Annotated in this window: 15 protein-coding genes; all 15 read left to right on the top strand. The window is 62.8% G+C overall.

Features of this window, described 5'->3' with window-relative positions; all coding sequences use genetic code 11:
- The 15 genes from ETAA8_RS07895 to ETAA8_RS07825 all read left to right on the top strand — a co-directional run bounded on the left by ETAA8_RS07895 (position 1) and on the right by ETAA8_RS07825 (position 24,747).
- Entirely contained in the window at positions 1-447 is a 447-nt protein-coding gene (locus ETAA8_RS07895) for a c-type cytochrome domain-containing protein (RefSeq protein ID WP_145087248.1), read from the top strand.
- Between the two features lie 71 nt (positions 448-518).
- Positions 519-1,454, top strand: a complete 936-nt coding sequence (locus ETAA8_RS07890; RefSeq protein ID WP_145055170.1) for a hypothetical protein — start codon at positions 519-521, stop codon at positions 1,452-1,454.
- 114 nt (positions 1,455-1,568) lie between these two features.
- Positions 1,569-2,591 (top strand): amidohydrolase family protein, encoded by a 1,023-nt coding sequence (locus tag ETAA8_RS07885; RefSeq protein WP_145087246.1) that lies wholly within the window; start codon positions 1,569-1,571, stop codon positions 2,589-2,591.
- Between the two features lies 1 nt (position 2,592).
- On the top strand, positions 2,593-3,861 hold the full coding sequence (locus ETAA8_RS07880) for a hypothetical protein (RefSeq protein WP_145087244.1): 1,269 nt from the start codon (positions 2,593-2,595) through the stop codon (positions 3,859-3,861).
- Between the two features lie 192 nt (positions 3,862-4,053).
- Positions 4,054-6,630 (top strand): DUF1592 domain-containing protein, encoded by a 2,577-nt coding sequence (locus ETAA8_RS07875; RefSeq protein ID WP_202921656.1) that lies wholly within the window; start codon positions 4,054-4,056, stop codon positions 6,628-6,630.
- 74 nt (positions 6,631-6,704) lie between these two features.
- On the top strand, positions 6,705-7,625 hold the full coding sequence (locus ETAA8_RS07870) for a hypothetical protein (RefSeq protein ID WP_145087240.1): 921 nt from the start codon (positions 6,705-6,707) through the stop codon (positions 7,623-7,625).
- A 51-nt stretch (positions 7,626-7,676) separates the two neighbouring features.
- Positions 7,677-9,998, top strand: coding sequence for a DUF1592 domain-containing protein (locus ETAA8_RS07865; protein WP_145087238.1), 2,322 nt, complete (start codon positions 7,677-7,679; stop codon positions 9,996-9,998).
- A 40-nt stretch (positions 9,999-10,038) separates the two neighbouring features.
- Complete coding sequence (locus ETAA8_RS07860; RefSeq protein WP_145087237.1) at positions 10,039-11,376, top strand: DUF1552 domain-containing protein; 1,338 nt, start codon at positions 10,039-10,041, stop codon at positions 11,374-11,376.
- Positions 11,377-11,444: 68 nt separating this feature from the next.
- Positions 11,445-12,794, top strand: a complete 1,350-nt coding sequence (locus tag ETAA8_RS07855; protein WP_145087235.1) for a DUF1552 domain-containing protein — start codon at positions 11,445-11,447, stop codon at positions 12,792-12,794.
- Positions 12,795-12,922: 128 nt separating this feature from the next.
- A complete protein-coding gene (locus ETAA8_RS07850; RefSeq protein ID WP_145087233.1) occupies positions 12,923-14,269 on the top strand; it encodes a DUF1552 domain-containing protein in 1,347 nt (448 codons plus the stop codon).
- 15 nt (positions 14,270-14,284) lie between these two features.
- The gene (locus ETAA8_RS07845) at positions 14,285-16,429 is read left to right on the top strand and encodes a DUF5060 domain-containing protein (protein WP_145087231.1); all 2,145 of its coding nucleotides are present in this window, start codon (positions 14,285-14,287) and stop codon (positions 16,427-16,429) included.
- A 61-nt stretch (positions 16,430-16,490) separates the two neighbouring features.
- Positions 16,491-19,307 (top strand): hypothetical protein, encoded by a 2,817-nt coding sequence (locus ETAA8_RS07840; protein WP_145087229.1) that lies wholly within the window; start codon positions 16,491-16,493, stop codon positions 19,305-19,307.
- A 124-nt stretch (positions 19,308-19,431) separates the two neighbouring features.
- Positions 19,432-21,168 carry a hypothetical protein gene (locus ETAA8_RS07835; RefSeq protein WP_145087227.1) on the top strand — a complete coding sequence of 579 codons (1,737 nt, stop codon included), beginning with the start codon at positions 19,432-19,434 and terminating at the stop codon, positions 21,166-21,168.
- Positions 21,169-21,274: 106 nt separating this feature from the next.
- Positions 21,275-22,225: a hypothetical protein gene (locus tag ETAA8_RS07830; protein ID WP_145087225.1), complete on the top strand. Its 951-nt coding sequence runs from the start codon at positions 21,275-21,277 to the stop codon at positions 22,223-22,225.
- 59 nt (positions 22,226-22,284) lie between these two features.
- Positions 22,285-24,747, top strand: coding sequence for a DUF1592 domain-containing protein (locus ETAA8_RS07825; RefSeq protein WP_202921655.1), 2,463 nt, complete (start codon positions 22,285-22,287; stop codon positions 24,745-24,747).
- Positions 24,748-24,793: the final 46 nt, after the last annotated feature.

Here is a 24,793-nt window from a genome sequence, read left to right as displayed (position 1 = left end):
ATGGCACGATGGCGCACCCTGGGATTGCTCTGCGTGACGCTGCTGACCGTTGAGTCGGCCTTCGCGGAGCAACCGCTTGAGTCGGCCTATGCCGACAAGGTTGTTCCATTCCTCAAGCGGCATTGCATCTCCTGCCACGGGGCCGAGAAACCTAAAGGGGACGTGCGGTTCGATGGGCCGGCTCCTGATTTGACCGACCCGAAGGTGTCCGAGAAGTGGCGGATGGCGCGGCGGATGCTTGCGCAAGGGGAGATGCCGCCGGAGGGAAAGCCGCGTCCCTCCGCCGATGAGCTGCTCGCCGCCATGAACTGGATCGAGGACGCCGCGGCGCGGGCCGCCGTTGTCACTCGCGGCGGCGTCGGGCGGCGCGACCGGCGAGCAGGATCAGGAAATCGCGCGCGCAGCAGCCAAGGCATTGGTCGATGCGTTGGCCAAGTAATTCCGTAGGACGGGCACTCTTGCCCGTCCCTTCGACACCTTGGACGGGCAAGAGTGCCCGTCCTACCAGGGGAGCAACCATGCGAATTCGTCTTGCTTTCGGCGTTCTGTTTTACGTTAATCTTCTGCTGTCGGCTTTTGCCGCGGCCCAAGAGATCAAACCGGCCTTCGCCAAAGAGGCGCAAGGCGACTGGTATGTGCTCGCCGCGCACCAGCACAACAAGAACATCACGGTCGATAAAGGCACCGTTTCCAAGATCACGATTACGGCCGACAGCGTGCTCTGGCCCAATCCGGAGAAGGCGGATACGCCGCTGGTGAGTGCGAAGTGCGTCCGTGCCTCAGTATCGACCGATCCGAAGAAACCGTCCGACCCCAACGAGCTAGTCAGCACCGTGGTCGGCAGCTTGTGTCCAAAACAAAACGCACAGCTTGCGGCTCGCTGGCGGATTACTCCGGACAACGACGTGCTGCTCCTGCTCGTCGAGGTCGCCGAGTACAAAGGCAACCGCAACGGCACGTACAGCGGGGCGGCTCCGTCGGACGTGATTTTCATCTGCCAGAGAAACCCGCTGCCCGCGGCCACGAAGCCCGACCCCGTGGCCGATGCGAAGCGGTTCGTCAGCACCTGGGCCGTGCTGGGCGAACTCGACGACGCCAACAGCGCTCGCACTCGCCCGCAGGGCAACGTCGAGTTCACCTCGTCCGACTTCTACAAACGCGGGACCTACAAGGCGGACGCGAAGCCGGGCATGGACGGGACCTGGAAGCTGGTCGCAGCCCAGGGCGACCGCGGTCGGATCGACTTCGGATTCCGCAGCGGCATCGAGTTCCAGGGGCGCTCGCCGAGCCTGTACACCTTTCACGGCGACGACCTGCTGATGATCGTCTACCCGGAAGCTGAGAAAGGAGAGGCTTTGAAGAACCCGGAACTTCGCCAACCGCCGACCCACTTCGGTTCCGACGGCAGCCGCAACATGTGGATCCTGCGGCGAGTGACCGAGGCGAAGAAGTGAGGACATGTGGCTGGGGCTTCCAGCCGCAGCCTCCTTCAAGGGAAATTTGCAGCGGCCCGAAGCCCAGCCACGAAAAGATCACGCCTCGGAGAGAAAGCCGACTACCTGACAGTTATGGACACCATCCTCGACGTTTTCTGCCACTGCCTTCCGCCCGCGTTTTGTCGCGGCGTGGAGCGGCTTGCCGAGCGGCCGCTGCCGATGTACCAACGGGCGTGCTCGATTCGCGTCACGGTCGATCTCGACGAACGCCGCCGGCTGATGGATTCGTTCCCTGGCTACCAACAAATACTGAGCCTGGTTTCGCCCACGATCGAGGCGCATACGGGGCCGGAGAAATCTCGCGAGCTGGCACGGATCGGCAACGATGCGATGGCCGAGATGGTGGCCAACGAGCCGGAGCGATTTCCGGGCTTTATCGCGTCGCTGCCAATGAATCATCCGGAAGGAGCCCAACAGGAAGCCGACCGCGTGGTGCGCAACCTGCACGCGACTGGGTTCCAGCTTTATACGAACGTGTTGGGTGCGCCGCTCGACGCGGCCCCGAACCTGGAGATCATCGAACACCTCGCGTCGCTTGGCCGGCCGATCTGGCTGCATCCGATCCGGCCGCCGCCGATGGCCGATTACGTGACGGAATCGGCGTCGAAGCTGGACTTGTGGTGGGCGTTCGGTTGGCCTTACGAAACGAGTGTCGCGATGATGCGGCTGGTCTGTGCGGGGCTGTTCGACCGCTGGCCCGATCTGGCGATCATCACGCATCACTGCGGCGGGTTGATTCCGCTGATGGAGGGCCGGATCGAACACGGGCTCGACTACGCGGCCCGTCGCAATCCGCCCGAGGCGATGTCGATGACGACGCGCGAGCCGCCCATCTCCGGCCTGCGCCGCTTTTACGCCGACACGGCTTCGTTCGGCTCGCGAATTCCCTTGGAAGCCGCGCGGCAATTCTTCGGCGTGGATCGGATGCTGTTCGCGAGCGACATGCCGTTCGATCCCGAGGAAGGCCCTGGCTTCATACGGGCGGGGATTCGACTGTTAGGGGAAATGTCGCTGACTGCAGCCGAACGCCGGGCGATTTTCGCCGACAACGCCCGTCGGCTCTTCAGGCTTCCTACATCGTTCAAAGGACAATGACATGCAAACTTCGCTTCGTTGGATCATCACCATCGCCGTCCTCGCACTCGGCGCGGGGCCGGGCGTCGCCGCGGACTTCCCGCCGGGTTGGCTTCCCGTGAATCGGCTCGATGAGAAGCCCATGTGGTCCGACTTCCGCAAGATCGACGACAAGATTCACCTGTACCTGCCTCAGGACGTGAAGACCGTTCGCGGGGTGTTCGCCTGCTTCGTCTTTCACAGCCAGGATCCGCGAGAACTGGCCGACCTGTGGGAGTTCGCGCTGGTCACCGTGCCGTGGCCCTTCGAGTACGACCTTGGCCATAACGACAAGCGAAATGGCCGGTACAAGCTCGGCCATCCGATGGGCGACATGGGCATCTTCCTGCGATACCTGGAAGCGGCTGCGAAGGAGACGAATCACCCGGAACTGACCACCGTGCCGATCGTCGGATGGTTGATGCAGAACGGCCCGAGGCTCGGCGGCGATCTGTTCCAGCGTGCTCCCGAGCGCGTGCTCGCCTGGAGCGACGGTTTCCCCAAGCCGGTCGCCGAGGCCGCGGCGATGACCGCGAAGGTGCCATTCGCCTATGCCTGGGAATTCACGCCGGCCGAGGAGAAGGAACGCCACACGCTCCGGGAGGCGAAGTTCGACCTGCTGAAGAGCCAGCCCACGCCGCCGCTGAACCTGTCGTGCCGAGCCAACACATATGGCTTCCCGGACGGGGTGTACTCGAAGTTCAACTTCTTCGCCTTCTTTCTGGATCGGTGCATCGCCCAACGACTGCCGAAGGAACTCCCCGAGCCCGGCAAGCCGGTCGTCCTGAAGCGGTGGGTGAAGGAGGACGGGTGGGCCGGGGATTACAACGAGATCGGCAACTGGAACGCCATCGCTCTGGCGAAGGATGCGAAAGGAATGGTCGATCCGCAGTGGCTGCCGGACGAGTACGCGGCCTGGGCGTGGCGGGCGTACCACACGCATCGCCCGGAGATCCGCCTCACTGCTCCGATCGTGGAATATCGCAAGTCGGGCGATCGGAAGGACTGCGGGTTCGGGTTCAGTCCTGCCGTCAAGCCGGGTACGCCGCTGGCGTTCGCGGCCGAGGGTACCGGCGAGTTCGCGCAGGTCGAGTTCCGCGACGGCGACCGCCTGCTCGGCGTCTCGGCTCAAACGCCGTGGAAGCTGGACGGGGTGAAGCTCGACCGCGGATTGCACGCCCTCATCGCGGTGGGCGTGAAGACCGACGGCACCCGCACCAGCAGCCGCCCGGCGTTGCTGGTGGTGAAATAAACCTGCCAGGTGAAGGAATAACGTGTAGCGGCGTGGCGTAAGCCGCCCGGTGCGACACTGCGGAACCGGATGGCTTACGCCGTGCCGCTGCTACTTGCCGCGATTGACAGGAATTTGAAGGATCGCTGCTAAGTTTTCGGTCGTTTGGATCAATGGATATTGATGACCGCGAACAGCCAGCCTCAGACGACCATGAAACATCTCCTGACGATCGCCGCGTTGATCATGACAAGCCAGGCGTGGTCGGCCTCCGCGGAGCAACCGCTTGAGTCGGCCTATGCCGACAAGGTTGTTCCGTTCCTCAAGCAGCACTGCATCTCCTGCCACGGGGCTGCGAAGCAGGAAGGAACGGTGCGGTTCGACGGGCCGATGCCGGATCTGATCGACGCGAAACTGGCGGAGCAGTGGCTCACCGCGAAGCGGCTAATGGCGCAGGGCGAGATGCCGCCCGAGGGCAAGCCGCGCCCCACTGCTGACGAACTGACGAACGTGCTCGCCTGGATCGACGCCGTGGCGGCGCGGGCCGCGACCGTCACGCGCGGCGGCATTGGCCGCCGGGCGTTGCGCCGGTTGACGCCTCGCGAATATGTGAGCACGGCGCTGGATGTACTGGGCCTGACTTTCCCTCACTTTGCCACGGACCTGAGCAAACGACTTCCCACTGATACCGCGCCGGACGGCTTCACCAATGACAGCAATCAGCAAACGACGCAACCGCTGTTGTTACGGCGGAGCCTCGATCTGGCGGAGCAGCTTGTGGATGTCGCGTTGCCGGAAGAACCGCATTCGAGCCCGATCCGCTACGAGATGGATCTTCGCGAGTTCGTAGCCCAGGCCACCGAGAAGCCCTCCAAGCCCCTGAGCATCTTCGCTGCCTTTCGCGACGATGTTCCCGCCGCGGTCGACGGCGAACCACCGGCTTCTCTGAGTTTGGTTGGCCGCTGGAGCGGTCCCAACAACGGACGCCGGCCGCAGGCGACGACGCGGCTGGACGCGAAGCGTGGAATCCTGCTGGCGCCTAACCCGGTCATCATCGGCAATCCGATGGAATGCTTGACGTTCAAGTTTCCGCTGGTTCCCGACCGCGGCTTGCTGCGATTGCGCGCCAGGGCAGGAGCCCGCATTCCGGCGCGGGAAACCGCGCCGGTGTTGCGGTTGAGCATCGCGCGGGAGTTTACGATTGTGCCCGTCGGTGAAATCGTCGTCACAGCGCCCTCTGACGATCCCGCGGAATATGTGCTCGAAGCGCCGCTGGCGCTGGTCGACGCCGATTGGAAAGGGATCAATCGCGACGGGCATCTCGTGCTTCAGATCGATAACGCCGCAGCCCTCATGACGCCGACGCTGCGTGAACCGGATGACAAACGCAAGGAAGGCGAGATTCCGTTGCCAACGCGCAACGAGTTGATTGTGAGTTCGCTGAGCGTCGAAGTGGTGAAAACGCCATCAAGGTCACCGGCCCTGTTGGCATCCGCGAAGGAAGGCGAGACGGAGCGAGACCGAGCGCGACGATCTCTCCAAAGCTCTCTGCCGCGAGCATTTCGCCGGCCGGCGAGCCCGAGCGAAGTGGATGCGTACTTGGGCCTCTTTGATGCCGAGCGGGCGCGTGGCACATCGTTCCTCGCCGCGTACAAAGCGTCGCTGACCGCTGCCCTGATTTCGCCGCAGACGTTTTATCTGATCGAGCCGAAGGAGACGCAGCAACGTCCTTTGACGGCTTGGGAGCTTGCCTCCCGCCTGTCGTATTTGGCGTGGGGAACAGCACCGGACGATGAACTCCGCGCTCGCGCGGCGAATGGCAGTCTGCTGCAGGAGGACGAGTTGCGGCGTCAGCTTGCCCGCCTGCTCGACGATCCGCGGAGCTATGCGCTTTGTCGGGAGTTTGCCCGGCAGTGGCTGGATCTCGACTCGGTACTCCATCTCGACCAGGCAACCGTCCTGGACCGCCTGACGATCAACCAGAAGGAAGACGTTCCCTGGTACGAGGACGTACTGCGCCGGGACTTGGTGGAGGAAGCGCCGCGACTTTTCGAGGAGTTGTTGCAAAAGAACCGGCCCGTGGAGTCGCTCGTCAATTGCGAATTCGTGGTCATTAACGACCGCCTCGCCCGGTTCTACGGCATCGATGGTGTGTCGGGACACCAATTCCGCGCCGTGCCGGCGCCGACTGATCGTCGCGGCGGACTGCTGACGCAAGCGGGCTGCATCGCGGCTGGGTCGCATGGTAGAGAGCGGGCGGAGATCCTCCGCGGCGTCTATTTGATCGAACGCATTCTCGGCATCGACATTCCGACGCCGCCGGGCAATGTGCAGCCGCTTGATGTGCAACTGAACATCGACAAGAACCTACGTAAGTTGTCGCCGCGCGAGCATGTAGAAGCTCATTCCAGCGTCAACACGTGCGCGGTCTGCCACCAGCGGATTGATCCGCTGGGGTTCGTCTGGGACCAGTATGACCTTTTCGGCCGGCTGCGTCGCGACAAGGAGGGCAAGTTGGTCGCGGCAAAGACCAACGGAAAACTGCCCGACAAGACCCCGTTCGCCGACATCGACGAGTTCCGCAAACGGCTGATCGAGCCGTCCTCGACCACGCCTCGTTTCGCCGATGCCTTCAACCGTCGTCTCTACGCCTATGTGCTCGGCCGCAGTCTCGATCACGGCGACGATAAGCATTTGAGTTCCATTCAATCGACCACCACAAAAACCGAGGGCGGCCTGCGCGACCTGTTGACCGCGATGGTGCTCTCCGAACCGTTCCGGAACAAGTAGAAGGATTTAACATGACCTCGTTTCGTGCGTTCGTTTTCCTGACACTGGCCGTCGGGATTCAGGCTTCGGCCATAGTGGCCGCCGAGCCGACGTTCCCCAAGGAGTTCCTGGGCGACTGGCACGTCTTGCTGGGCGTACCCGCCACCAACCTCGGCATCCAGGACGAGGATACGGGCTTGATCGGCGGAAAGGTGAAGTTCGAGGCGGATCGGCTCACTCTTGATTTGCCGGGAGAACAGCCGGAGACCGTGCTCACGGCTGACTGCAAACTGCTCACGGAACAACGGGTCGACGAGAAGAATCGGCCTGTACCGGGCAAGGAAGCGGAAGCCAAGCTCGCGGGCAAAGTAACTGGCGACCGGCGGCTCCTCTGGGCGACCTCGGACGCTGGGCACTTGCACGTGAAGATCCTGACGTCGGACCCACCCAAAACCAAGGGCTTCAGAGGGTTCTATCTGTCAAACCAGTTTGGAGGCGACCCCGAAGCGCTTTACTTGGTGCTGCGCCGACAAGCAGTTCCAGCGCGATCAAAACACGATAAGGCGGCCGATGCCAAGCGGATTCTCGGTGAGTGGACGGCGGTCGCCCATTACGACGACGCTTTCCTGAAAAACCCGGGCCTCACCGGGAAGCGAACGTTTTCAATCACTGCGGAGCGAATCAACGAACTGGACGCCAAAGGCCAGTTCGTTCGCCCGCCGGTCGGTTTCTGGGGGGCTTACCAAATCGCCGAACCTGTCGGGGCGCTCGGTGCGATCGACCTCCAGTTGGAGAGCTGGGCCGGTGGCGGCGCGGGCCTGATGGGGCGTACGCCGAGCCTCCTGGCCTTCTACGGCGATGACCTGCTGTACATCGCCTACAACGAAACTGACAAACGGCCTGAAGACAAACGAACCCGTTGCGAGCGGCTGCGTTCCGACGGCAACCACAACCTGTTCATCCTGGAACGGATCACGAATCCTTCGCCGACACCCGCCGAGCCTGTAAAGAAATAGAACTGACCGTGCAACTTGCGAGATTTCACCCACCCTCCTCCGAGACCACCGATGAACCAAAATTTGTACGGGATGGCGGTCTTGTTACTGCTGGGCATGCGCATCTGCAGCGGGACTGCGCTCGCCCAGGAACCTGATCGTAGCGAGCAGTTTGTGCAGGAAACGGCCCCGGCGTTTCTCACGAAGCACTGTCTTTCGTGCCACTCGGGGAAGGCTGCCAAGGGCATGACCCGGCTCGACGACCTGCTGGCGTCCGACTGGGCAGATCGGTATGGAACCTGGACCAAAGTCATCGAGCAGGTTGAATCGCGCTCGATGCCTCCCGCCGACAAAACTCAACCCGCGGCCGACGAGGTCGATCGGTTCCTGACGGGGCTTCAACCGGCGCTGAAACAACGCCTCCTCGCCTCCACGCGCGTGCCCCCGCCGACGCCGCTGCGCCGCCTCAACCGCGTGCAGTATCGCAACGTCATCCGCGACCTTTTCGGCGTGGACACTGATCCCACGACCCATCTGCCTGCGGATGAAATCGGCTACGGCTTCGACAATATCGGCGAGCACCTGATGATCTCGCCCATCCTGATGGAGCAGTACCTGCGGATGGCCAAGGAGATCGCCGCCGCAGTGATCACCACCGACCCGGATGATGCCGCGCCGGTCGTGGCCAGGCTCGAATGGCCGCCCGCCCGGGTGAGAGGTCCGAATGACGATACTTTCGGCCTTGAGTTCACCGGCAAAAAGCTCCCTTGGGCTCCGCCGGGGGGCAAGTTCCTCGCCCATGCGTTCGAAATTCCGGACGACGACGAGTACGTCATCAAGGTGCAGGCGCTGGGCGAGAACATCGGCCCCAAGCCCCTGCAGTTGGCAGTCGACATCGGCGGAACGGAGGCGTTCCGGGTTCCCGTCGCCTCGTCGTCGTTGACCTGGACGAAAGTCCGCCTGCGGTTGCCCAAGGGCACGGCGGATTTCACATTTCGGCCGATCCCGGAGCCGGTGCCCAAGGGCGAAAAGGCGCCGAAGCGCGGGCCGATCCTGCTTGAACGGGTGCTCATTGCTCGGCCGTCTCAGACCTCCGACAGCACCTATCCCGAGCCGCATCGCCGGGTGGTTGTCGCGCGGCCCAGCAAGACCAGGAATGTGCGCGAGGCTGCCGAGGCGATCTTCGAGCCGCTGGCGACTCGCGCCTACCGACGACCGCCCACACGCGAGCAGGTCGCCCGCCTTGTTGCCATCGTCGAGCAGGCACATTCCGGGGGGCAGTCGTTCGATCAGGGCGTGCAATTGGCCCTGCAAGCGATGCTCTGTTCGCCGAACTTCCTGTTCATCGCGGAAGCCGAACGAGGCGCGGGCGGGCCCAGGCCCGTCGATGAGTTTGAGCTTGCGAACCGGCTCTCGTTTTTTCTCTGGAACACCATGCCTGACACCGAGCTGTTCGATGCCGCTCGCGCGGGCCGGCTTCGCAAAGAACTGGATCGGCACGTGGACCGGATGATCGGCGATGCCCGCTTCGAAGAGTTCTGCCGCAGTTTCACGCATCAGTGGTTGAAGTTCGCCCGCCTCAAGGAGTTTCGCCCCGATCCGAAGAACAAGCGCTACGCCGACTTCGAGCAGGTTCGCGATTCAGCGGTGCGCGAAACCGAGCTGTTCTTTGCCACGGTGCTCCGCGAAGACCTGCCGTTGACCACGCTGATTGACGCCGAATTTTCCCTGGTGAATGAATCCCTCGCCCGGTTCTACGGTCTGCCGAAAGTCCAGGCTGACGCCGGTTTCCAGCGGGTCGAGGTTAAGGGTCGGGGCGGCCTGCTGACGCAGGCGTCGGTGCTGGCAGCGACCTCGTTTCCGACGCGGACTTCGCCCGTCGTGCGTGGGGCGTGGATCCTCGAAAACCTGCTCAATGCTCCCCCACCGCCACCGCCGCCGGACGTGCCGAACCTGGACTCTTCGAACGAGGCGGCGAGCAAGTCCAAGCTGTCCCTCCGCCAGCAGCTTGAAAAGCATCGGTCCAACGCTCGTTGCGCGGTCTGCCACAACCGCATCGATCCGCTGGGATTTGCGCTCGAAGGCTTCGACATCATCGGCAAAGTACGGAGAGTGGACGATTCGGGGCAACCCGTCGATGCGACGGCAGTCCTTCCCTCGGGCGAGAAGGTGCAGGGGGTCGAGGGCCTCAAGAAAATCCTGGTCGGCCCCCGCAAAGAGCAGTTTCTGAGCTGTTTGACCGAGAAGATGATGATTTACGCCTTGGGCCGTGGGCCGGACCCAGCGGACGTACGTACGATTCAGGCGACCATCGACGCGCTGGCGCGGGACCAGGACCGATCGCGCGGACTGATCCGCGGAATCATCGCCAGCCCGGCCTTCAATAACCGATAGTTCACGCTGATTTTTCCATCCGAGTTAGGAGACGCTTATCATGAACATCCTGCACCATCGACCGATCACGCGGAGAGCGCTCCTGCGGGCGGCAGGCGTGTCGCTGGCTCTGCCGTGGCTTGAGGCCATGCAGCCGCTACGTGCCGACCAGAGCGGGCCGCCGCCGGTGCGCACGCTCTTCGTCTACGGGCCGAATGGCATGTACATGCCCCATTGGACTCCCGCGGCCGAAGGCCGCCTGGAGAGGCTCCCCGAGATTCTTCGCTCGCTCGAGCCTCACCGCGCCGATTTCAGCGTGCTGACGCACCTGGCGAACATGGAGGCGTATCGCGGCGGGCCTAAGCGTGCGGGGCACGCACCGGGTTCGGGTTGCTTCCTCACCTGCAGCACTCCCCGCGTGACCCTGGGCAGCGATGTGCGGTCGGGAATTTCCGTCGACCAGGTCCTCGCCCGGGAACTCGGCACGCGGACGCGGCTCCCGTCGCTCGAACTGAGCGTCGAAACGCCGACCGGCACCGGGACCTGTGATGTCGGATATCACTGCGCCTACACAACGACGATTTCCTGGCGGACGCCGACCACGCCGCTCAGCCGCGACATCAGTCCGCGCAGCGTCTTCGAGCGGCTGTTTGCGGATGCAGGGGCTGCCCGTGAGGACGAAGTCCGCCAGCGGCGCAGCATCCTCGATTTCGTACGCGCCGAGGCACGCGAGTTTACCCAGCGGGTGGGGGCGGCCGATCGCCTCAAGATCGAGCAGTATCTCGAGAGCGTCCGAGAAATCGAGCGCCGGGTGCAAGCCTACGAGCGCAACCCGCCGGTCCCGGACAGGTCGCTCACGGCCAACGGGCCCTTGCCCATCGTTCCCGCCGATTTCGCCGAACATACCCGTCTCATGATCGACCTGCTTGTCGTGGCCCTGGCGACGGATTCGATCCGCGTTGGCAGCCTCATGCTGGGGAACGACGCCAGCCAACGATCCTATCCGGAAATCAACGTGCGCGGTGGGCACCACGAAGTTTCCCACTATGGTCCCGACAAGACTCGGCAGGACAATTACACGGCCATCGGCGCCTACCACGTCAGCTTCTTCGCCTACCTGCTCGACCGTCTCAAGAACACCCGCGAAGGCGAACACAGCCTGTTCGACCGGTCGCAGGTGATGTTCGGCTGCAGCATCGGTCGTGGCAACGATCACAATTACGATGATCTCCCGGTGCTGCTCGCGGGACGAGGAAATGGCTCGTTGCGTCTCGGCTTCCATCGCGTGTACCCCACCGAGACCCCGATTGCCAACCTCTACCTCGCCATGCTCGAGCAGGCGGGCGTCCAAATGCCGCGATTCGGCGACAGCACCGGGCCGCTTGGGCAATTAACCTGAACGAGACAAGCCACCGGGCGGCTCGCGCCGCTCCGCTACTTGCCAGCCAACCGAAGGGAAAAATTGAAATGAGTCATCTACCAACAACACGGCGACAGTTCCTCGCCGCAAGCGGCGTCTGCCTCGCACTACCGTGGCTCGAACGTTTCGCTTCGGCGAATGACGCCGCGAACGTACCCAACCGCGCCGTTTTTCTCTTCGTTCCCAATGGCGTGAACATGTGGGAGTGGCATCCCGCGACCACGGGGAAGGACTACGAGCTGACGCCGCCGCTGCGGAATCTGGCCGGGCTACGCGATCGCTTCACGGCGTTCTCCGGTCTGCAGCACATCAAGACCGGAGGCGGTCACCAGGAAGCCGCACTGTGGCTGACGGGGAATCCCAACTACGCCAGCAGGAAAGAGATTTACGTCACGCCGAACACGATCTCCATCGATCAGCACATCGCGCGCGCGATGGGCCGGCAAACGCGTTGGCCGAGCATGGTCGTCGGCGCCGATGGCGGCCAGTACACCTGCTCGTTCAATGCCGAAGGCCGACCGGTGCTGGCCGATTTCGATCTCGCTTCCATTTTTGCGGAATTGGTCGGCGCCGATCCGAAAAGTCGGTTGCCGCAGCGGGGCAGCATCCTCGACCTGGTCGCGGATCAGGCCACCAGCCTGCGTCGCGATCTGGGCAAGAGTGACGAGCGGAAACTCGACGAATACGTCGAGTCGATTCGCGCGGTGGAAAGACGCGTGCAAGCGGACATCGCCTGGAAGTCTTCGCCTCGGCTGGATTCGATACAGGAAGATCGCTTGAACCTGCGGGCCGATCCGCACAACACGCCCGACGGCGTCGACTTTGTCGACACGATGCTGGAACTGATCTATCTGGCCCTCCGCATCGACTGCACGCGGGTCGTGGCTTTCTCGGCGTACCGTTCGAGCCAATGCTGTGTGCTCAAGCACCTCGGTTTTGACGTCCACGACGAAGGCCACGGTAGCGGCGACGCCCTGCCCGAGGATAAGCCGAAGCAGTTTGCGAACCTCAGCAAGGCGGACGCCTGGTGGACCACGCGTCTGGCCCGCTTCCTCGATCGGCTGCGGACGACTCGCGAAGGCGAGCATGACATGCTCCGGCACACCACCGTCCTGTACGGCAGCGGCATGTCGTGGCCGTCGACCCATCGCAACCATAACCTGCCGATTCTGTTGGCCGGCGGCGAGGGAGTTGGCTTTGCGCACGGCCGCCACATCGCCTTTAACGGCCAGCAAAAGGACCTTCCGAACGAGAAACACGAGCACCTTAAAGGCCCCAAACTCGGTCCTGACGCCGTGAGCATGTCCGACCTGCTGCGCACCATCTCCGAACGGATGGGAGTACCCGCGGAAGGCTTTGGCGAGAGTCGCCGCGTTTTGGCAGAACTACTTGCCTGAGAGACCGGGATCATGATCACGAGTTAAAGCGGTATGGCGCGAGCCGTCCGGTGAATGCGAAGTAAAACGCTGCAAAACCGGGCGGCTTGCGCCGCTACGCTACTAACCCACAGAATCGAAAAATCGAAATGAATCATCTGCTAACAACACGGCGACAGTTCCTCTCCGCCAGCGGTGTCTGCCTCGCACTACCCTGGCTCGAACGTTTCGCCGCTGCCAATGATGCTGCGGCCGCGCCCGGCCGCGCCGTGTTTATCTGTGTCCCCAACGGCGTGAACATGTGGGAGTGGCATCCGGCGACGACCGGCAAAGACTACGAACTGACGCCGCCGCTGAAGAACCTGGCCGACGTGCGGCGGCGTTTCACCGTGTTCTCCGGCCTGCAACACAAGGCCAGTCCCGGTCACGGCGAACTCGGCGTGTGGCTGACGGCCAACGCGAACTACACGGCCGGCAAAGGCGCGGTGACTCGCAGCACGATCTCGATCGACCAACACATCGCCGAAGTCGTCGGCCGGCAGACCCGCTGGCCGAGCATGGTGGTCGGTGCGACCGGCGGACGGCGGACGATCTCGTTTGACCGCCAGGGCGAGCCGATACTGGCCGACCACGATCTGGCGGCGATCTTCGCGGAACTTGTCGGCGTCAAAGGCCGGGAGAAACTTCCGCGCCGAGCCAGCATTCTGGATCTCGTTTCGTCGCAGGCGGCCAACCTGCGGCGCGAACTGGGCCAGAGCGACGAGCGCAAACTCGCTGAGTATCTCGACGCGGTCCGAGCGGTCGAGAAGCGGGTCCAGGCCGATCTCGCCTCGCAAGCCACCTTCAATGCGGCGGTGATCCACGAAGACCGCTTGCGGCTGCAGGCCGATCCCTACGTGCCCGCCGATTATGCGGAGTACATCGACACGATGTTCGAGCTGATCTATCTGGCCCTGCGGACCGACAGTACGCGCGTGGTTTCGTTTGCGACCACGGAATCCGAAGGGGGCGGCCCGATCAAGAACCTGCCCTGCGGCAACTGGCACGGAGTGGGGCACAACACGAATGACGAACCGCCCGATCGCAAGCCGAAGGAATACGGCATTCTCAGCGAGTACGACGCCTGGTGGACGGCCCGCTTGGCGACGTTTCTCCAGCGGCTGCAATCCACGGCCGAAGGCGAGCACGACATGCTCCGCGGCACGGCGGTCCTCTACGGCAGCGGCATGTCCTGGCCGGCCACACACCGCGCCCACAACTTGCCGCTCTTGCTCGCCGGCGGCGAAGGACTGGGCTTCGCGCAGGGGCGGCACATCGCTTTCAACGGCCAACAGAAAGTCATTCCGAATGACAAACGAGAGCACCTCAACAGCCCCAAACTCGGTCCCGACTCCGTCAGCATGTCGGATTTGCTACGGACGATTTCCCAACAGATGGGCGTGGTCGCGAAGGGCTTCGGCGAGAGTCGGCGAACCTTGGTTGAATTGTTGATGTAAAAGGAGAGTGACTTCGTGAGATCGATCTACAGATCAACTCTGTGCCTGCTCGCCTGCCTTGGCATCAGCATTGGCTGCGCCTTGGCAGACGAGCTGGCCCGGGTCACCGGCGAACAGAAGAAATGGCATCGCGTCACCGTCACCCTCACCGGACCAACAACCAGCGAAAACGCGACCCCCAATCCGTTTCGCGACTATCGGCTCACGGTCCGGTTTCGTCATCTGGGCAGCAAGAAGACTTACCAGGTACCCGGCTACTTTGCGAGTGACGGCAACGCCGCCGAGACCGGAGCCAACGCAGGCGACCAGTGGCGCGTCCACTTCACGCCCGACGAGGTCGGCGAGTGGACCTGGCAGGCCGTGCTACACTCGGGAAAAGACATTGCCGTGGCACTCGACGAACAGGGGCAGGCCGTGCCGCTCAAGACGAGTGAAGGCACGTTCGAGATCGCCAACACGGACAAAAAAGCGCCGGATGCCCGGGCACGCGGCCGACTCCAGGACGTGGGCAAACGCTATCTTCAGTGGGTGGAAACGGGCGAATCCTTCCTCAAGGGCGGCGCTAACAGTCCGGAGAATTTCCTGGCCTACGCCGACTTCGACGCCACTCCTGTCAAGCACCGCTACAAACCGCACGAACAGGACTGGTGCGACGGCGATCCGACCTGGAAAAAGAGCCAGGGCAAAGGTCTCGTCGGTGTTGTCAACTATCTTGCTGCACAAGACATGAACGTGCAGTATTTCTTGACGATGAACGTCAACGGCGATGGCGACGACGTTTGGCCGTGGATCAGCCGCGACGCCCGCGATCGCTTTGATTGCAGCAAGCTCGATCAGTGGGAGATCGTCTTTGCTCACATGGATGCACGGGGCATCCTCAAGCACGTCGTCTTCAACGAACAGGAGAATGACCAGCTCCTGAACGAGGGCGAACTCGGTCCCGAACGCAAACTCTACTACCGGGAGATGATCGCCCGGTTCGGCCATCACCTTGCTCTCGCCTGGAACCTCGGCGAGGAGACGACCAACACGCACGCCCAGCATGGAGCGTACCTCGACTACATCCGCCGGCTCGATCCCTATCAGCATCCGATCGTGATGCACTGTTTCCCCGGCCACTATGATCGCGTTTACACACCGCTGCTCGGCAACAAACACTTCACGGGGCCGTCGCTGCAACTGGCGGACATGCAGCATGTGCATATCGAGACGATCAAGTGGCTGGATCGCTCCATCACCCGCGGTCGGCAATGGTGCGTGTGTCTCGATGAAATCGGTCCGGCCCGTGACGGTGTGGTCCCCGACGCCCTTGATCCGAAGCACGATGCCGTGCGACATCGCGTGCTCTGGGGAAATCTGCTCGCGGGGGGCGGTGGCGTTGAATACTACTTTGGATGGGGTCATCCGCACCACGACCGCGCCCTGGAAGACTACCGTAGCCGGGCCAATATGTGGAAGCAGACGAGGATCGCCCTCGAATTCATGCGGAACCATCTGCCGTTCACCGAAATGTCCCATGCCGACGGATTGACCCGGTCCGACGAGGACTATTGCTTTGCCGATCCGTGCCGGGTGTATGCGGTCTATCTGCCGCGCGGAGGCGAAACCGAACTCGACCTCGGAAGCAGCCACGAATCGTTCACCACCCAGTGGTTCAACCCCCGTGAAGGAGGCGATCTACAGGCCGGAAAGTCGATCGCAGGACCGGGCTGGAAGAAGATCGGCCCGCCACCCGCGGATCCGACCAAAGATTGGGTTCTGTTGGTGCGTGAAGTCAGTTTTGCCGAGGCCTACACGGGGCCGGGACGCGTGCTGCATTTCACACTGATGGACTGTGACACGAACGAGGCCGTTCCGGAGTTCAATCCCATCACGGAAGGAGCAACCCTCCCGTTGTCGAAACTGCCGAAGCGGCTGGCCTTGCGGGCGAACACGAAGCCGGCCCAGGTCGGCAGCGTTCAGTTCACGTACGACGGGAAGAAAATCGGCGAGGCCGGAGCGACGGCTCCGTTCGCGTTGCCGCGAGATGTGAACGGTCAATACTTTCCCTGGAAGTTTGAACCTGGCCAGCACACGGTGACCGCGATTCCCTTCGCTCAAGGCGGCGGCAACGGCATCGCAGGCAAGCCGGTAACCCTGCGCTTGAATGTCAGCAAGTAGTCATTGGGTATCGGTGAGGCTGTCATGTGGTGGCCCCAAACTCGGCCCCGATGCCGTCACGATGTCGGACCTGCTCCGGACGATTTCCGAACAGATGGGCGTTGTCGCGAAAGGCTTCGGCGAGCGCCGTAAGGTGGAGAGAATGAACGCAATCGCGAAGACAATGTCAGTAGCAGTGCTCGTCGCCCTGGGTCTTGCGCTGGGAGTACACGCGGCGGAGCCTGCAGCGCCGACTGACCTCGACAAACTCGTCGGCCAGCAGGTGGATCTGTCGCCCTGGGCCTATGCCTGGCGGGCCGACCGCGAGGTGCAGGAACAGCCCGAGGCGTACTTCATCCCCCGGCGTTTGAAGCGATTGGACGAGGTCTATCGCACAATTGCCTCGCGACCGACAGAGACGGACCAGGACAAGAAGCGAGTTGCCGAGTACAAGGGCATGGATTTTCTCCCAGCGCCCAAGGGCCGTCTGCTGTCGGCACTGTTGTGGCTGGCGCCGGTGCCGGCGCAACGGATTGAATTGCGCTGGCCCGAAGGCAGTGCCGTTCCGCCCGTCGACGCGATCGAGGTCCGCTTCTATCCGTCGAAGCAAGGCTGGTTTGCGGCCGTCCGCGACGATGTCCTGCCCGCCCCGGCCGTCTCGGAGGACGGGCGCACGCTGACCTACCTCAACCAGCAGCCAGAAGGAAGCCGCAAAGGGAAATCGATCTTCGAGGGCACCGACATGGTCGCCGTGTTCTTCGACCCGGACAAGGCGGCGGCGGGCGCGAAGTACGGCTGCCCGACGATTCACCTGTTCCCGCCGAACCGGAAATGGATCGCGCTGGACGTGGAGATCGAGTGGGGCTTTCAGGAAGGCGCCGAGCAGGCGGTCTTCGATGGCCGGATCGAGGCCTATGGCGGCTACGTGAAGTCGGTCAAGCCGCTGCCGGAAGACAAGGGCACGACGATGACGGGCGCGGATGTGTGGAAATCAGCGCCCGCTGCCGGCGGCGGCCGGCGAGGCATCGTCGTCTCGCTGCTCCATCCCGGACGCTATGCAGGTCGGCCAAGAATCTCCCCCATGGACACGCGGATCACGCTCTGGACCAAGGCCGGCAACCTGACCTTCCTGCCCGACGATGTGAACTCCGGGCCGGTCCTGATTCCGGGCCTGGGCGTGTTCGTCGCCAAATCCGGCGGCGAGACGACAGCGCGGCAGTTCGCGGCCGAACTGGCGGCCAAGAAGCTGAAGACCATCCCGCAGATGACGCGCGAACACCCCGAGGCCGCCTCGTGGGAGGAAGTCATTCGCAATGTCAAATTGCCCCATTGTCCGCCGGGCACGGTCATCCCGCCGCTCGTGCCCTTCGACGAGCCGCCCGCGACAGCGATGCAGGTGGCGCTTTCGGATGAACGCTGGACCGATGCTTGGCGGCGAGCGTCTTGGGATTTGGGTCGCGGGAAAGGTGGTTACGGGTATCTGGCGTTGGAGGCCGCCGTGCCGATCCGCGCGACCGATCTCTCCGGCAACCACGAGACGGCGACACAACGCCTGGAACATTGGCTCAAGGCACCCGGCGTAAAACCCGACGGCGACTTCGTGGACGGTGACGGCGGCCTTGAGTACGCCACCACCATGAAATACGACATCGGGTGGTATCACGACGGCACCCATCCGCAGACCGGCCGCATCCTGTTCGCGATGGCCGAACACTATTTGCTGACGGGCGACAAGCAGTGGTTTGAGAAGAATCGCACGCGGATCCAAGCGGCCGCGGACTGGATCCTTCGCCAGCGTCAACTCTATCTGCAAGACATACCCCATCGGCAGAACCTGGCGGTGGCGCGGCTTCAACCGCCACAGGTTCTTGGCGACATGGGCCTGGGCAAGTGTGTCTGGCGATGGTACCTCATCCACGACGCCTTCTCGCTCCAGGGCCTGCGCCGATTCGCCGACGCGTTGGAGGATTTCGATCCCGGAGCCGCGCGGCGTTATCGCGTCGAGGCCGACGCCTATGCCAAGGATCTGCTTGGCGCCGTGGAGCGGGAGATGGCGATCGCCCCGGTCCGGCAGGTCCTCGACGGCACCTACAGGCGCGTCATTCCGGCTTCGCCCTATGCGCGGGGATCGATGGTTCGCGAGGTTTTCGGCACGTACTCTCTGGTGGATATTGAGATGGGCGCCCTGCCGCTGGCCGACGCTTTTGGCATCCTTGATGCCGCCGATCCGCGGATCGGGGAACACCTCGATGTGATCGAGGAATTGCTTCGCCATGAAAGGAAGACCGCGCCGCAAGCCCTGGGCGCTTCCCAGGAACACTTCTGGACCGGCTTTGCCGGACTTGTGAAGTACATGTACGTGGACAAGACCCATCTCCGCCGCGACGACGTGCCGTGCTTCCTGCGCAACTGGATGAACAACTACGCGGCCTGGGTGACCGTGGAAGGAGGTTTTCCCGAGCCCGATTCGTTAAAGCGTTATACCGGCAATCCGGCGGGCAAACCGAGTTCGGACCTAGGCAGTACCGGGTGGTTCGTCGAGAGTTTCCGCAACCTGCTGGTGATGGAGCAGGACGACGCACTGTGGCTGGCCCGCGCCACGCCGCGCGCCTGGCTGGAACAGGGCAAGAAGATCACCGTGAAGAACGCGCCGACCTACTACGGCACGGTGGCCTACGAGATCGTCTCGGACGTGGATAACGGCAAGATCAACGCGACCATCGAGATGCCCTCGCGCAAAGCGCCCAAGGAAGTGGTCCTCCGTTTCCGCCATCCCACGTCCGCGCCGATCAAGGGCGTCACAGTGAACGGCAAGGAGTGGAAGAACTTCAACCCGGAAAAGGAAACGATAACTCTCCACGGATTTACCGGCGCAGTGACCGTGACGGCGATGTATTGAATGCCACAGGCAAGCGTCGCGGCATTAGCCCGCCGTGTCTACGTACGGCGGCTTACGCCGCGCCGCTCACTCCAGGAAAGGATCGACAATGGTAAACGCTGTGTCACACTGTTTTGGTGCTGCTATGTTGTTTGTAACCATCCTCGGCGGGCTCACACCCGTCGCGGCTCAAACGCCGTCCACCGGTCCGTGGCCGGCCGAGGTGGTGGGCTGGCAGAAGCCCAAGCCCGGCGAACACCCGCGTCTGCTCTTTCGTATCGCGGATCTTCCGGACCTCAAGAAACGAGCCGAGACCACGGAGGGACAGGCCATCCTCCGGCGACTCCGCTATCTGCTCGACGGTAAGAACGGCGACACACTGCTGCCGCCGGGGCAGCCAGAACAGAGTGTCGGTCGGTTCACCATCGGTCATGCCGCGGGCTACGGGCTGCTCTATCAACTCACTGGCGACAAGAAGTACGCCGATCTCGGACTACAGAGTTTCGATCGCATGCTCCAGGGTGAGGCGGATCGCGATAGCCGCTATTCGTTCACCAACGCGAACGGCGAACTGCGAGCGGGCTCGTCGTGGGCCATCGCCGGGCTCGGTTACGATCTGTGTTACAACGGCTGGTCGGAAGCCGATCGCCAACGGGTCGCCAAGTCGTTTCTGAATGTCAAGAATGGGCAAGGCTTCAACTTGGAGAAGGTCGTCCGTAAGCCGAAGTATCGTCCGTCGAAGAATCACACCGGCGGCATCCTGTGCGGGGCGGCGGCCGCAGCGGCGTTGGCCGGCGACCCCGGCGCCGAGGACGCGAAAATCTGGGAAGAGTGGCTGCCCGATGCCTACCGGAACACGATGGGCATGCTGACGGAAGGGTTCGGCGACCATGGCTGGTATGCCGAGAGTCAGGGGCCGAGCCACGTCTCGTCCGACACCGGTTTTCAGGTGTGGCTCAAGGCTGCGAAGGTGGCCTGCGGCAAGGACTTCATCACGCCTCGGCCGAACGCCCAGTACGTCGCCTTGCGTTGGGTCATGGAGATCGTCCCGCAGGAAGGTCGGCCGCAGTATCCGCTTCGCATGGCCGCCGGGCCGAGCTACGGCACGCACGAGTTCACACGCGGCGGCGACTGGTCGCATGGCGGACAATTCAGTCAGGGGTTCGGCATCGTCGAAGATCGCTACAAGCCGGCGATGTTGTGGGTGTATCAAAACTTTGTCGAACCGGCCGAGCACAAGCTGACGGCCAAGGATGCGTGGATCAACGAGAAAGGCTTCCTGCCTCCCGGCGAGAAAAGCTTCGACGCCATGGGGTCGCCTTGGAAGGCGGTGGTGGCGTTTGTGAACTGGCCGATCGGCGCGGAACCCAGGAATCCGGCAGGAATCATTCCGCAAGCCATGGAGGATCGCATCCATGGCTACTACTGTTTTCGCAACCAGTGGAAGGACGCCAACGACATCGTCGTGACGGCACTTTTGGGTTATGGTCCAAAGGATGCCTACAAGCCGAAGTTTGGCCCGATCGTGGTTTGGGGCCTCGGGCAGCGTTACGAGTTTGGCAGCTTGACCGCCACGAAACCGGCCACGTTTACGACCCACGCCAACGGCTCCGGTGTGATTGCGGCCGAGGAAAAGCACCTCGCGGTCGATTTCTCGGGAGCATCGGGGGTCCCGCTCTTGCTCGTCAGCATCGGCGTGGGCGAAGGCAAATCGGATGGCGTGGCGCAGTTCACCAAGCAAATGGTTGGCGGACAGAGTCTCTCGATCATGACCTTGACGAAGGGTACTCACCCGGTTGCCAAGGTGGAAGGGGACAAACTCGTGATCGGCGGCCAGACGATCACCTTCGACGGCAAAGGAATTGTGTTCGCCAAACGTTGAACGCCTCTGACGTGGCTGGAATGCAAAAAGGCGGATTTTTTCTTGCTAAGTTCCGAGGGTTTCGAATCAATAGTCACTGAGTCCGGCCCTATTCAAGGACATTGTCATGCTCACCGTTTCCGAATCGACCATGATCAGAAACCTCGCGTTTCCCTTCGTTTGCGTTCTGTGGCTGACGTACAGCAGCGTGTTGCCCGTGATGGCTCAGAAGCCGACCAAGCCAGCGCCGCCGACGCCGGAGGAGGAGTTTCGGTCGATCGAAGGAAAGTGGCATGTGCTCCTGGCCCACGAGGCGGATGCGAATCTGACCGACCGGCCGGAGTACAAGAATTCTTCGGTGACCCTCAGCGACAAGCAGCTCCACTGGAGTTCCGCCGACGGCAAGACGCTGTTCTCGGCAGCCTGCAACTGGAAGCACGTTGGCAAGCCGGCGTGGGATGTTGACCTGACGCCGACCAGCGATACCAAGGAGCAAACGACGCTCCCAGGCATTGCCGTGCTGTACGACAAGGACATTCTGAAAATCTCCTGGCGACGGACCAACCTGGACAAGGGTCGCGCAACTAACTTCAACGGCAACAAGGAACACACATTCCTTCTGCTGTCTCGCAATCCGTCCGCAAAGCCATCGGGTAAAGCAAGCTTGGTTGGCCAGTGGCAGATGCTTGCGGCCCTGGATGATTCATTCGACAAGTTAGGTTCCGGACGCAGGTCTGCTGTGGCGATTTTTGAGACCGACTCCTTCGCCGCCTGGAAAAGCAGTCCCTCCGCAAAGGGATCAGGCTATACAGGGGGTTACGTGCTTGATAATTCCCACCAGCCGACGCGCATCAAGTTCAACATTACTTTCCCGCCGCCGGGTAGCGGCGCGACGCCCACGCCCAAGGACGGAATGGTGCCGGGTATTCTCGAGTTCCTGGACGACGACACGCTACGGTTGTGTTACCGCGAAAGCGGCTGGAAAAGCACCGACCCGCCCGAAGCCCGCCAGTACCCGGAGGGATTTTACTCGGACGGCAACATCAACCTGTGGATCTTGCGACGGGCAAAGCCGTAGCGCACGTGGCTGGGGGATCTCGTCCCAGCCACATGCGATCAGGCCGGAGAAGGGCGAATATGAATCGAGACAAAAAAATTTCCGACAACTGCCGGTTCACTCTCCGACGTTGCTTTATAGCGATCCTTCTGATCGGATCGTCGGGGATCGAGCGCGCACACGCGGCCGACATGCTCGACCCGCGTGTCCGAACCCTGTTTGGAAAGCATTGCAAATCGTGCCACGAACCCGGCAGCAAAGAGGGGGGCATCGACGTGGCTTCCCTGGCGGGCGATTTCTCGTCCGAGGCACGAGTCTGGAACCGCATCCACAGCGTCGTCGCATCGCGGATCATGCCGCCGGCCGGCGAGCCGCCGCTGTCCGCCGAGGATCACGGCCATGTGCTTGCCTGGATCGAATCCAAGAGCAAGGAGCTGGCCATCCGCACCGCGCCGCGGCGGCTCAATCGCTATGAGTTCAGCAATACCCTCAACGACCTCCTGGGGTTGCAGGAGAACTTCGCCGCCCGCCTGCCGGAGGACATCTCGGTCAACGGCTTCGACACCAATGCCGAGAAGCTGACCATGACGGGCGAGGCACTCGAGGCATACTTCGATACGATCGCCACGGCCGTCGCCTGGCGGTTCGACTCGGCTACTCCCGGCTTCGCGCCGTTCGAGCTTACCGTGCAAGAACCACCGAAGAAGAAGGCGAAAAAGCCTGCTCCCGTGCCGACCTTCAAGCTGACCGCACAGTTATACAAGGACGTCCCGCTCGGATTTCGGGTGGGCGATGCCGTCGGGCTGCGCCCGCGAAGCCTCGCCGCCCATAACGGCAACCTGTACAACGTCACTGGCACATTCGAATTTCCCCCCGAGTTCTGCGAGACGCTCCCCCCTTCGGTCGACCGATTCAAGCTGACCCTCCGGGTGCGGAGCGAGGCGCCGGCGAACTGCTCGCTGCCGCGGCTGGTCGTCGACGTGAACCGGGAAACCGTGCTCGACAAGCCGCTAGAGCCACAGGTGGATTTCCAGGACATCGTCTGTCATTTTCGCAAGAGCCAGCTCTTCAAGCAGGACGCCTTCATCGTCGAGGTCGCGAATGGCTACGAGATGGGCGACTTCCCCGAGAGCGTCAACCGGGACTTCAACGCGATCCGTGCCCAGAAATTGTCGCGGGAGGAGGATCAGAAGCAGATCAAGGAACTGTTGGACCAGTATCCGGTCGTCTTCATCGAGAAGATGATTCTCGAACCCGGTTCCTATGCCGACGATCCACCCCCGGCGCACGGCGTGGCGTTGACGCGTCTGGCTGACTTGCCAAATGATGACCGGCGGAGCGGCCTGGAAACGTTCCTCTCGCACGCCTATCGTCGGCCGCTCGAGCCATCCGAGCGATCGCACGTCGGGCAGTTCCTCGAGCGACAATTGTCGCTCGAGGACTCCCCGCAAGCGGCGATTGAAAGCGTCTTGGTCTACGTGCTGGCTTCGCCGAAGTTTCTCTACCTCCGGTCCACGCATCCCGCCACGCCCGCGACCGACCATCACCTGGCCGAGCGGCTCTCGTATTTCCTCTGGTGCACGACCCCTGACGGCACCCTCGATGCGTTGGCCCGCGCCGGCACGTTGCGGTCCGGCCGCACCCTGGAGGGGCAGGTCACGCGGCTGCTCGACCACCCGAATGCCGAGCGGTTTTTCCAGCGGTTCGCCGAGCAGTGGCTCGACACCGAGAAACTGCAGGATCGTCACCAATCGACCGACCCTGGATACCTCAGTCCGCCGAACGCCTACCTCCGGTCGAGCCTGCGGCGTGAAGGAGGCGCGTTTTTTCAGGAACTGGTCCGCAGCGACCGCAGCGGCCTGGCGATCATCGATTCCGACTTCGTCGTCGTCAACGATCGCCTGTCGACGCACTACGGGCTGCCGCTGGTCCGCGGCGGCGATTTCCGCCCGGTATCGCTGCCGAAGGATTCCCCGTATGGGGGCATGGCCACACTGGCGAGCGTGATGACGACCACCGACCACGGCATGTTTCGGCCGATCTATCGCGGCGCCTGGGTGCAGAAGAACCTGTTCAACCGTCCCCTGCCTCCGCCCCCCACGGACGTTCCCGAATTGATGCCCAACGACCCCCGCTTCAAGGGCAAGTCACTGAAGCAGCAGCTGGCGCTCCATACGGAGCACGCCAAGTGCGCGGTCTGCCATGACCGCCTCGACCCGCTCGGCTACGCCTTCCAGGAGTTCGACCCGCTCGGCCGGGTCGTCCCAAATCTGGCGGCGAAGAAAATCGAAACCGACGGCACCTTTCCGGACGGCGAACGCTACGCGAACGTTCGCGAGTTCCGTGCCATCGTGCTCGAACGACACCGCGACGACGTGATCCGCGCCCTGGTCTCGAAACTGATCGCCTACGGCCGCGGTCGCGAGCCGAGCCTCGGCGAACGTGAGTGGGTCGAGCGTCTCGTCGCCCGGGCGCGGCAGACCGACTATCGTATGCGTCCCCTGCTGTTGTCGATCGTGGAGAGTCCCGAGTTCCTGCATTGATATTGATGTGGAGCCTGCGAACGTCGCCGTTCCCCGAGTTCAGTTC

Origin of the sequence: Anatilimnocola aggregata (assembly GCF_007747655.1) — a bacterium.
GTDB classification, from domain to species: Bacteria; Planctomycetota; Planctomycetia; order Pirellulales; family Pirellulaceae; genus Anatilimnocola; species Anatilimnocola aggregata.
Note: the sequence above shows the minus strand (reverse complement) of the source record. Positions and strands in the feature narration are given on the sequence as shown.

Bases quoted from the DNA above. Each gene is read 5' to 3' on its own strand.
- ETAA8_RS07895 (WP_145087248.1), top strand. From the start codon at position 1: ATGGCACGATGGCGCACCCTGGGATTGCTCTGCGTGACGCTGCTGACC.
- ETAA8_RS07890 (WP_145055170.1), top strand. From the start codon at position 519: ATGCGAATTCGTCTTGCTTTCGGCGTTCTGTTTTACGTTAATCTTCTG.
- ETAA8_RS07885 (WP_145087246.1), top strand. From the start codon at position 1,569: ATGGACACCATCCTCGACGTTTTCTGCCACTGCCTTCCGCCCGCGTTT.
- ETAA8_RS07880 (WP_145087244.1), top strand. From the start codon at position 2,593: ATGCAAACTTCGCTTCGTTGGATCATCACCATCGCCGTCCTCGCACTC.
- ETAA8_RS07875 (WP_202921656.1), top strand. From the start codon at position 4,054: ATGAAACATCTCCTGACGATCGCCGCGTTGATCATGACAAGCCAGGCG.
- ETAA8_RS07865 (WP_145087238.1), top strand. From the start codon at position 7,677: ATGAACCAAAATTTGTACGGGATGGCGGTCTTGTTACTGCTGGGCATG.
- ETAA8_RS07860 (WP_145087237.1), top strand. From the start codon at position 10,039: ATGAACATCCTGCACCATCGACCGATCACGCGGAGAGCGCTCCTGCGG.
- ETAA8_RS07855 (WP_145087235.1), top strand. From the start codon at position 11,445: ATGAGTCATCTACCAACAACACGGCGACAGTTCCTCGCCGCAAGCGGC.
- ETAA8_RS07850 (WP_145087233.1), top strand. From the start codon at position 12,923: ATGAATCATCTGCTAACAACACGGCGACAGTTCCTCTCCGCCAGCGGT.
- ETAA8_RS07840 (WP_145087229.1), top strand. From the start codon at position 16,491: ATGTCGGACCTGCTCCGGACGATTTCCGAACAGATGGGCGTTGTCGCG.
- ETAA8_RS07835 (WP_145087227.1), top strand. From the start codon at position 19,432: ATGTTGTTTGTAACCATCCTCGGCGGGCTCACACCCGTCGCGGCTCAA.
- ETAA8_RS07830 (WP_145087225.1), top strand. From the start codon at position 21,275: ATGCTCACCGTTTCCGAATCGACCATGATCAGAAACCTCGCGTTTCCC.
- ETAA8_RS07825 (WP_202921655.1), top strand. From the start codon at position 22,285: ATGAATCGAGACAAAAAAATTTCCGACAACTGCCGGTTCACTCTCCGA.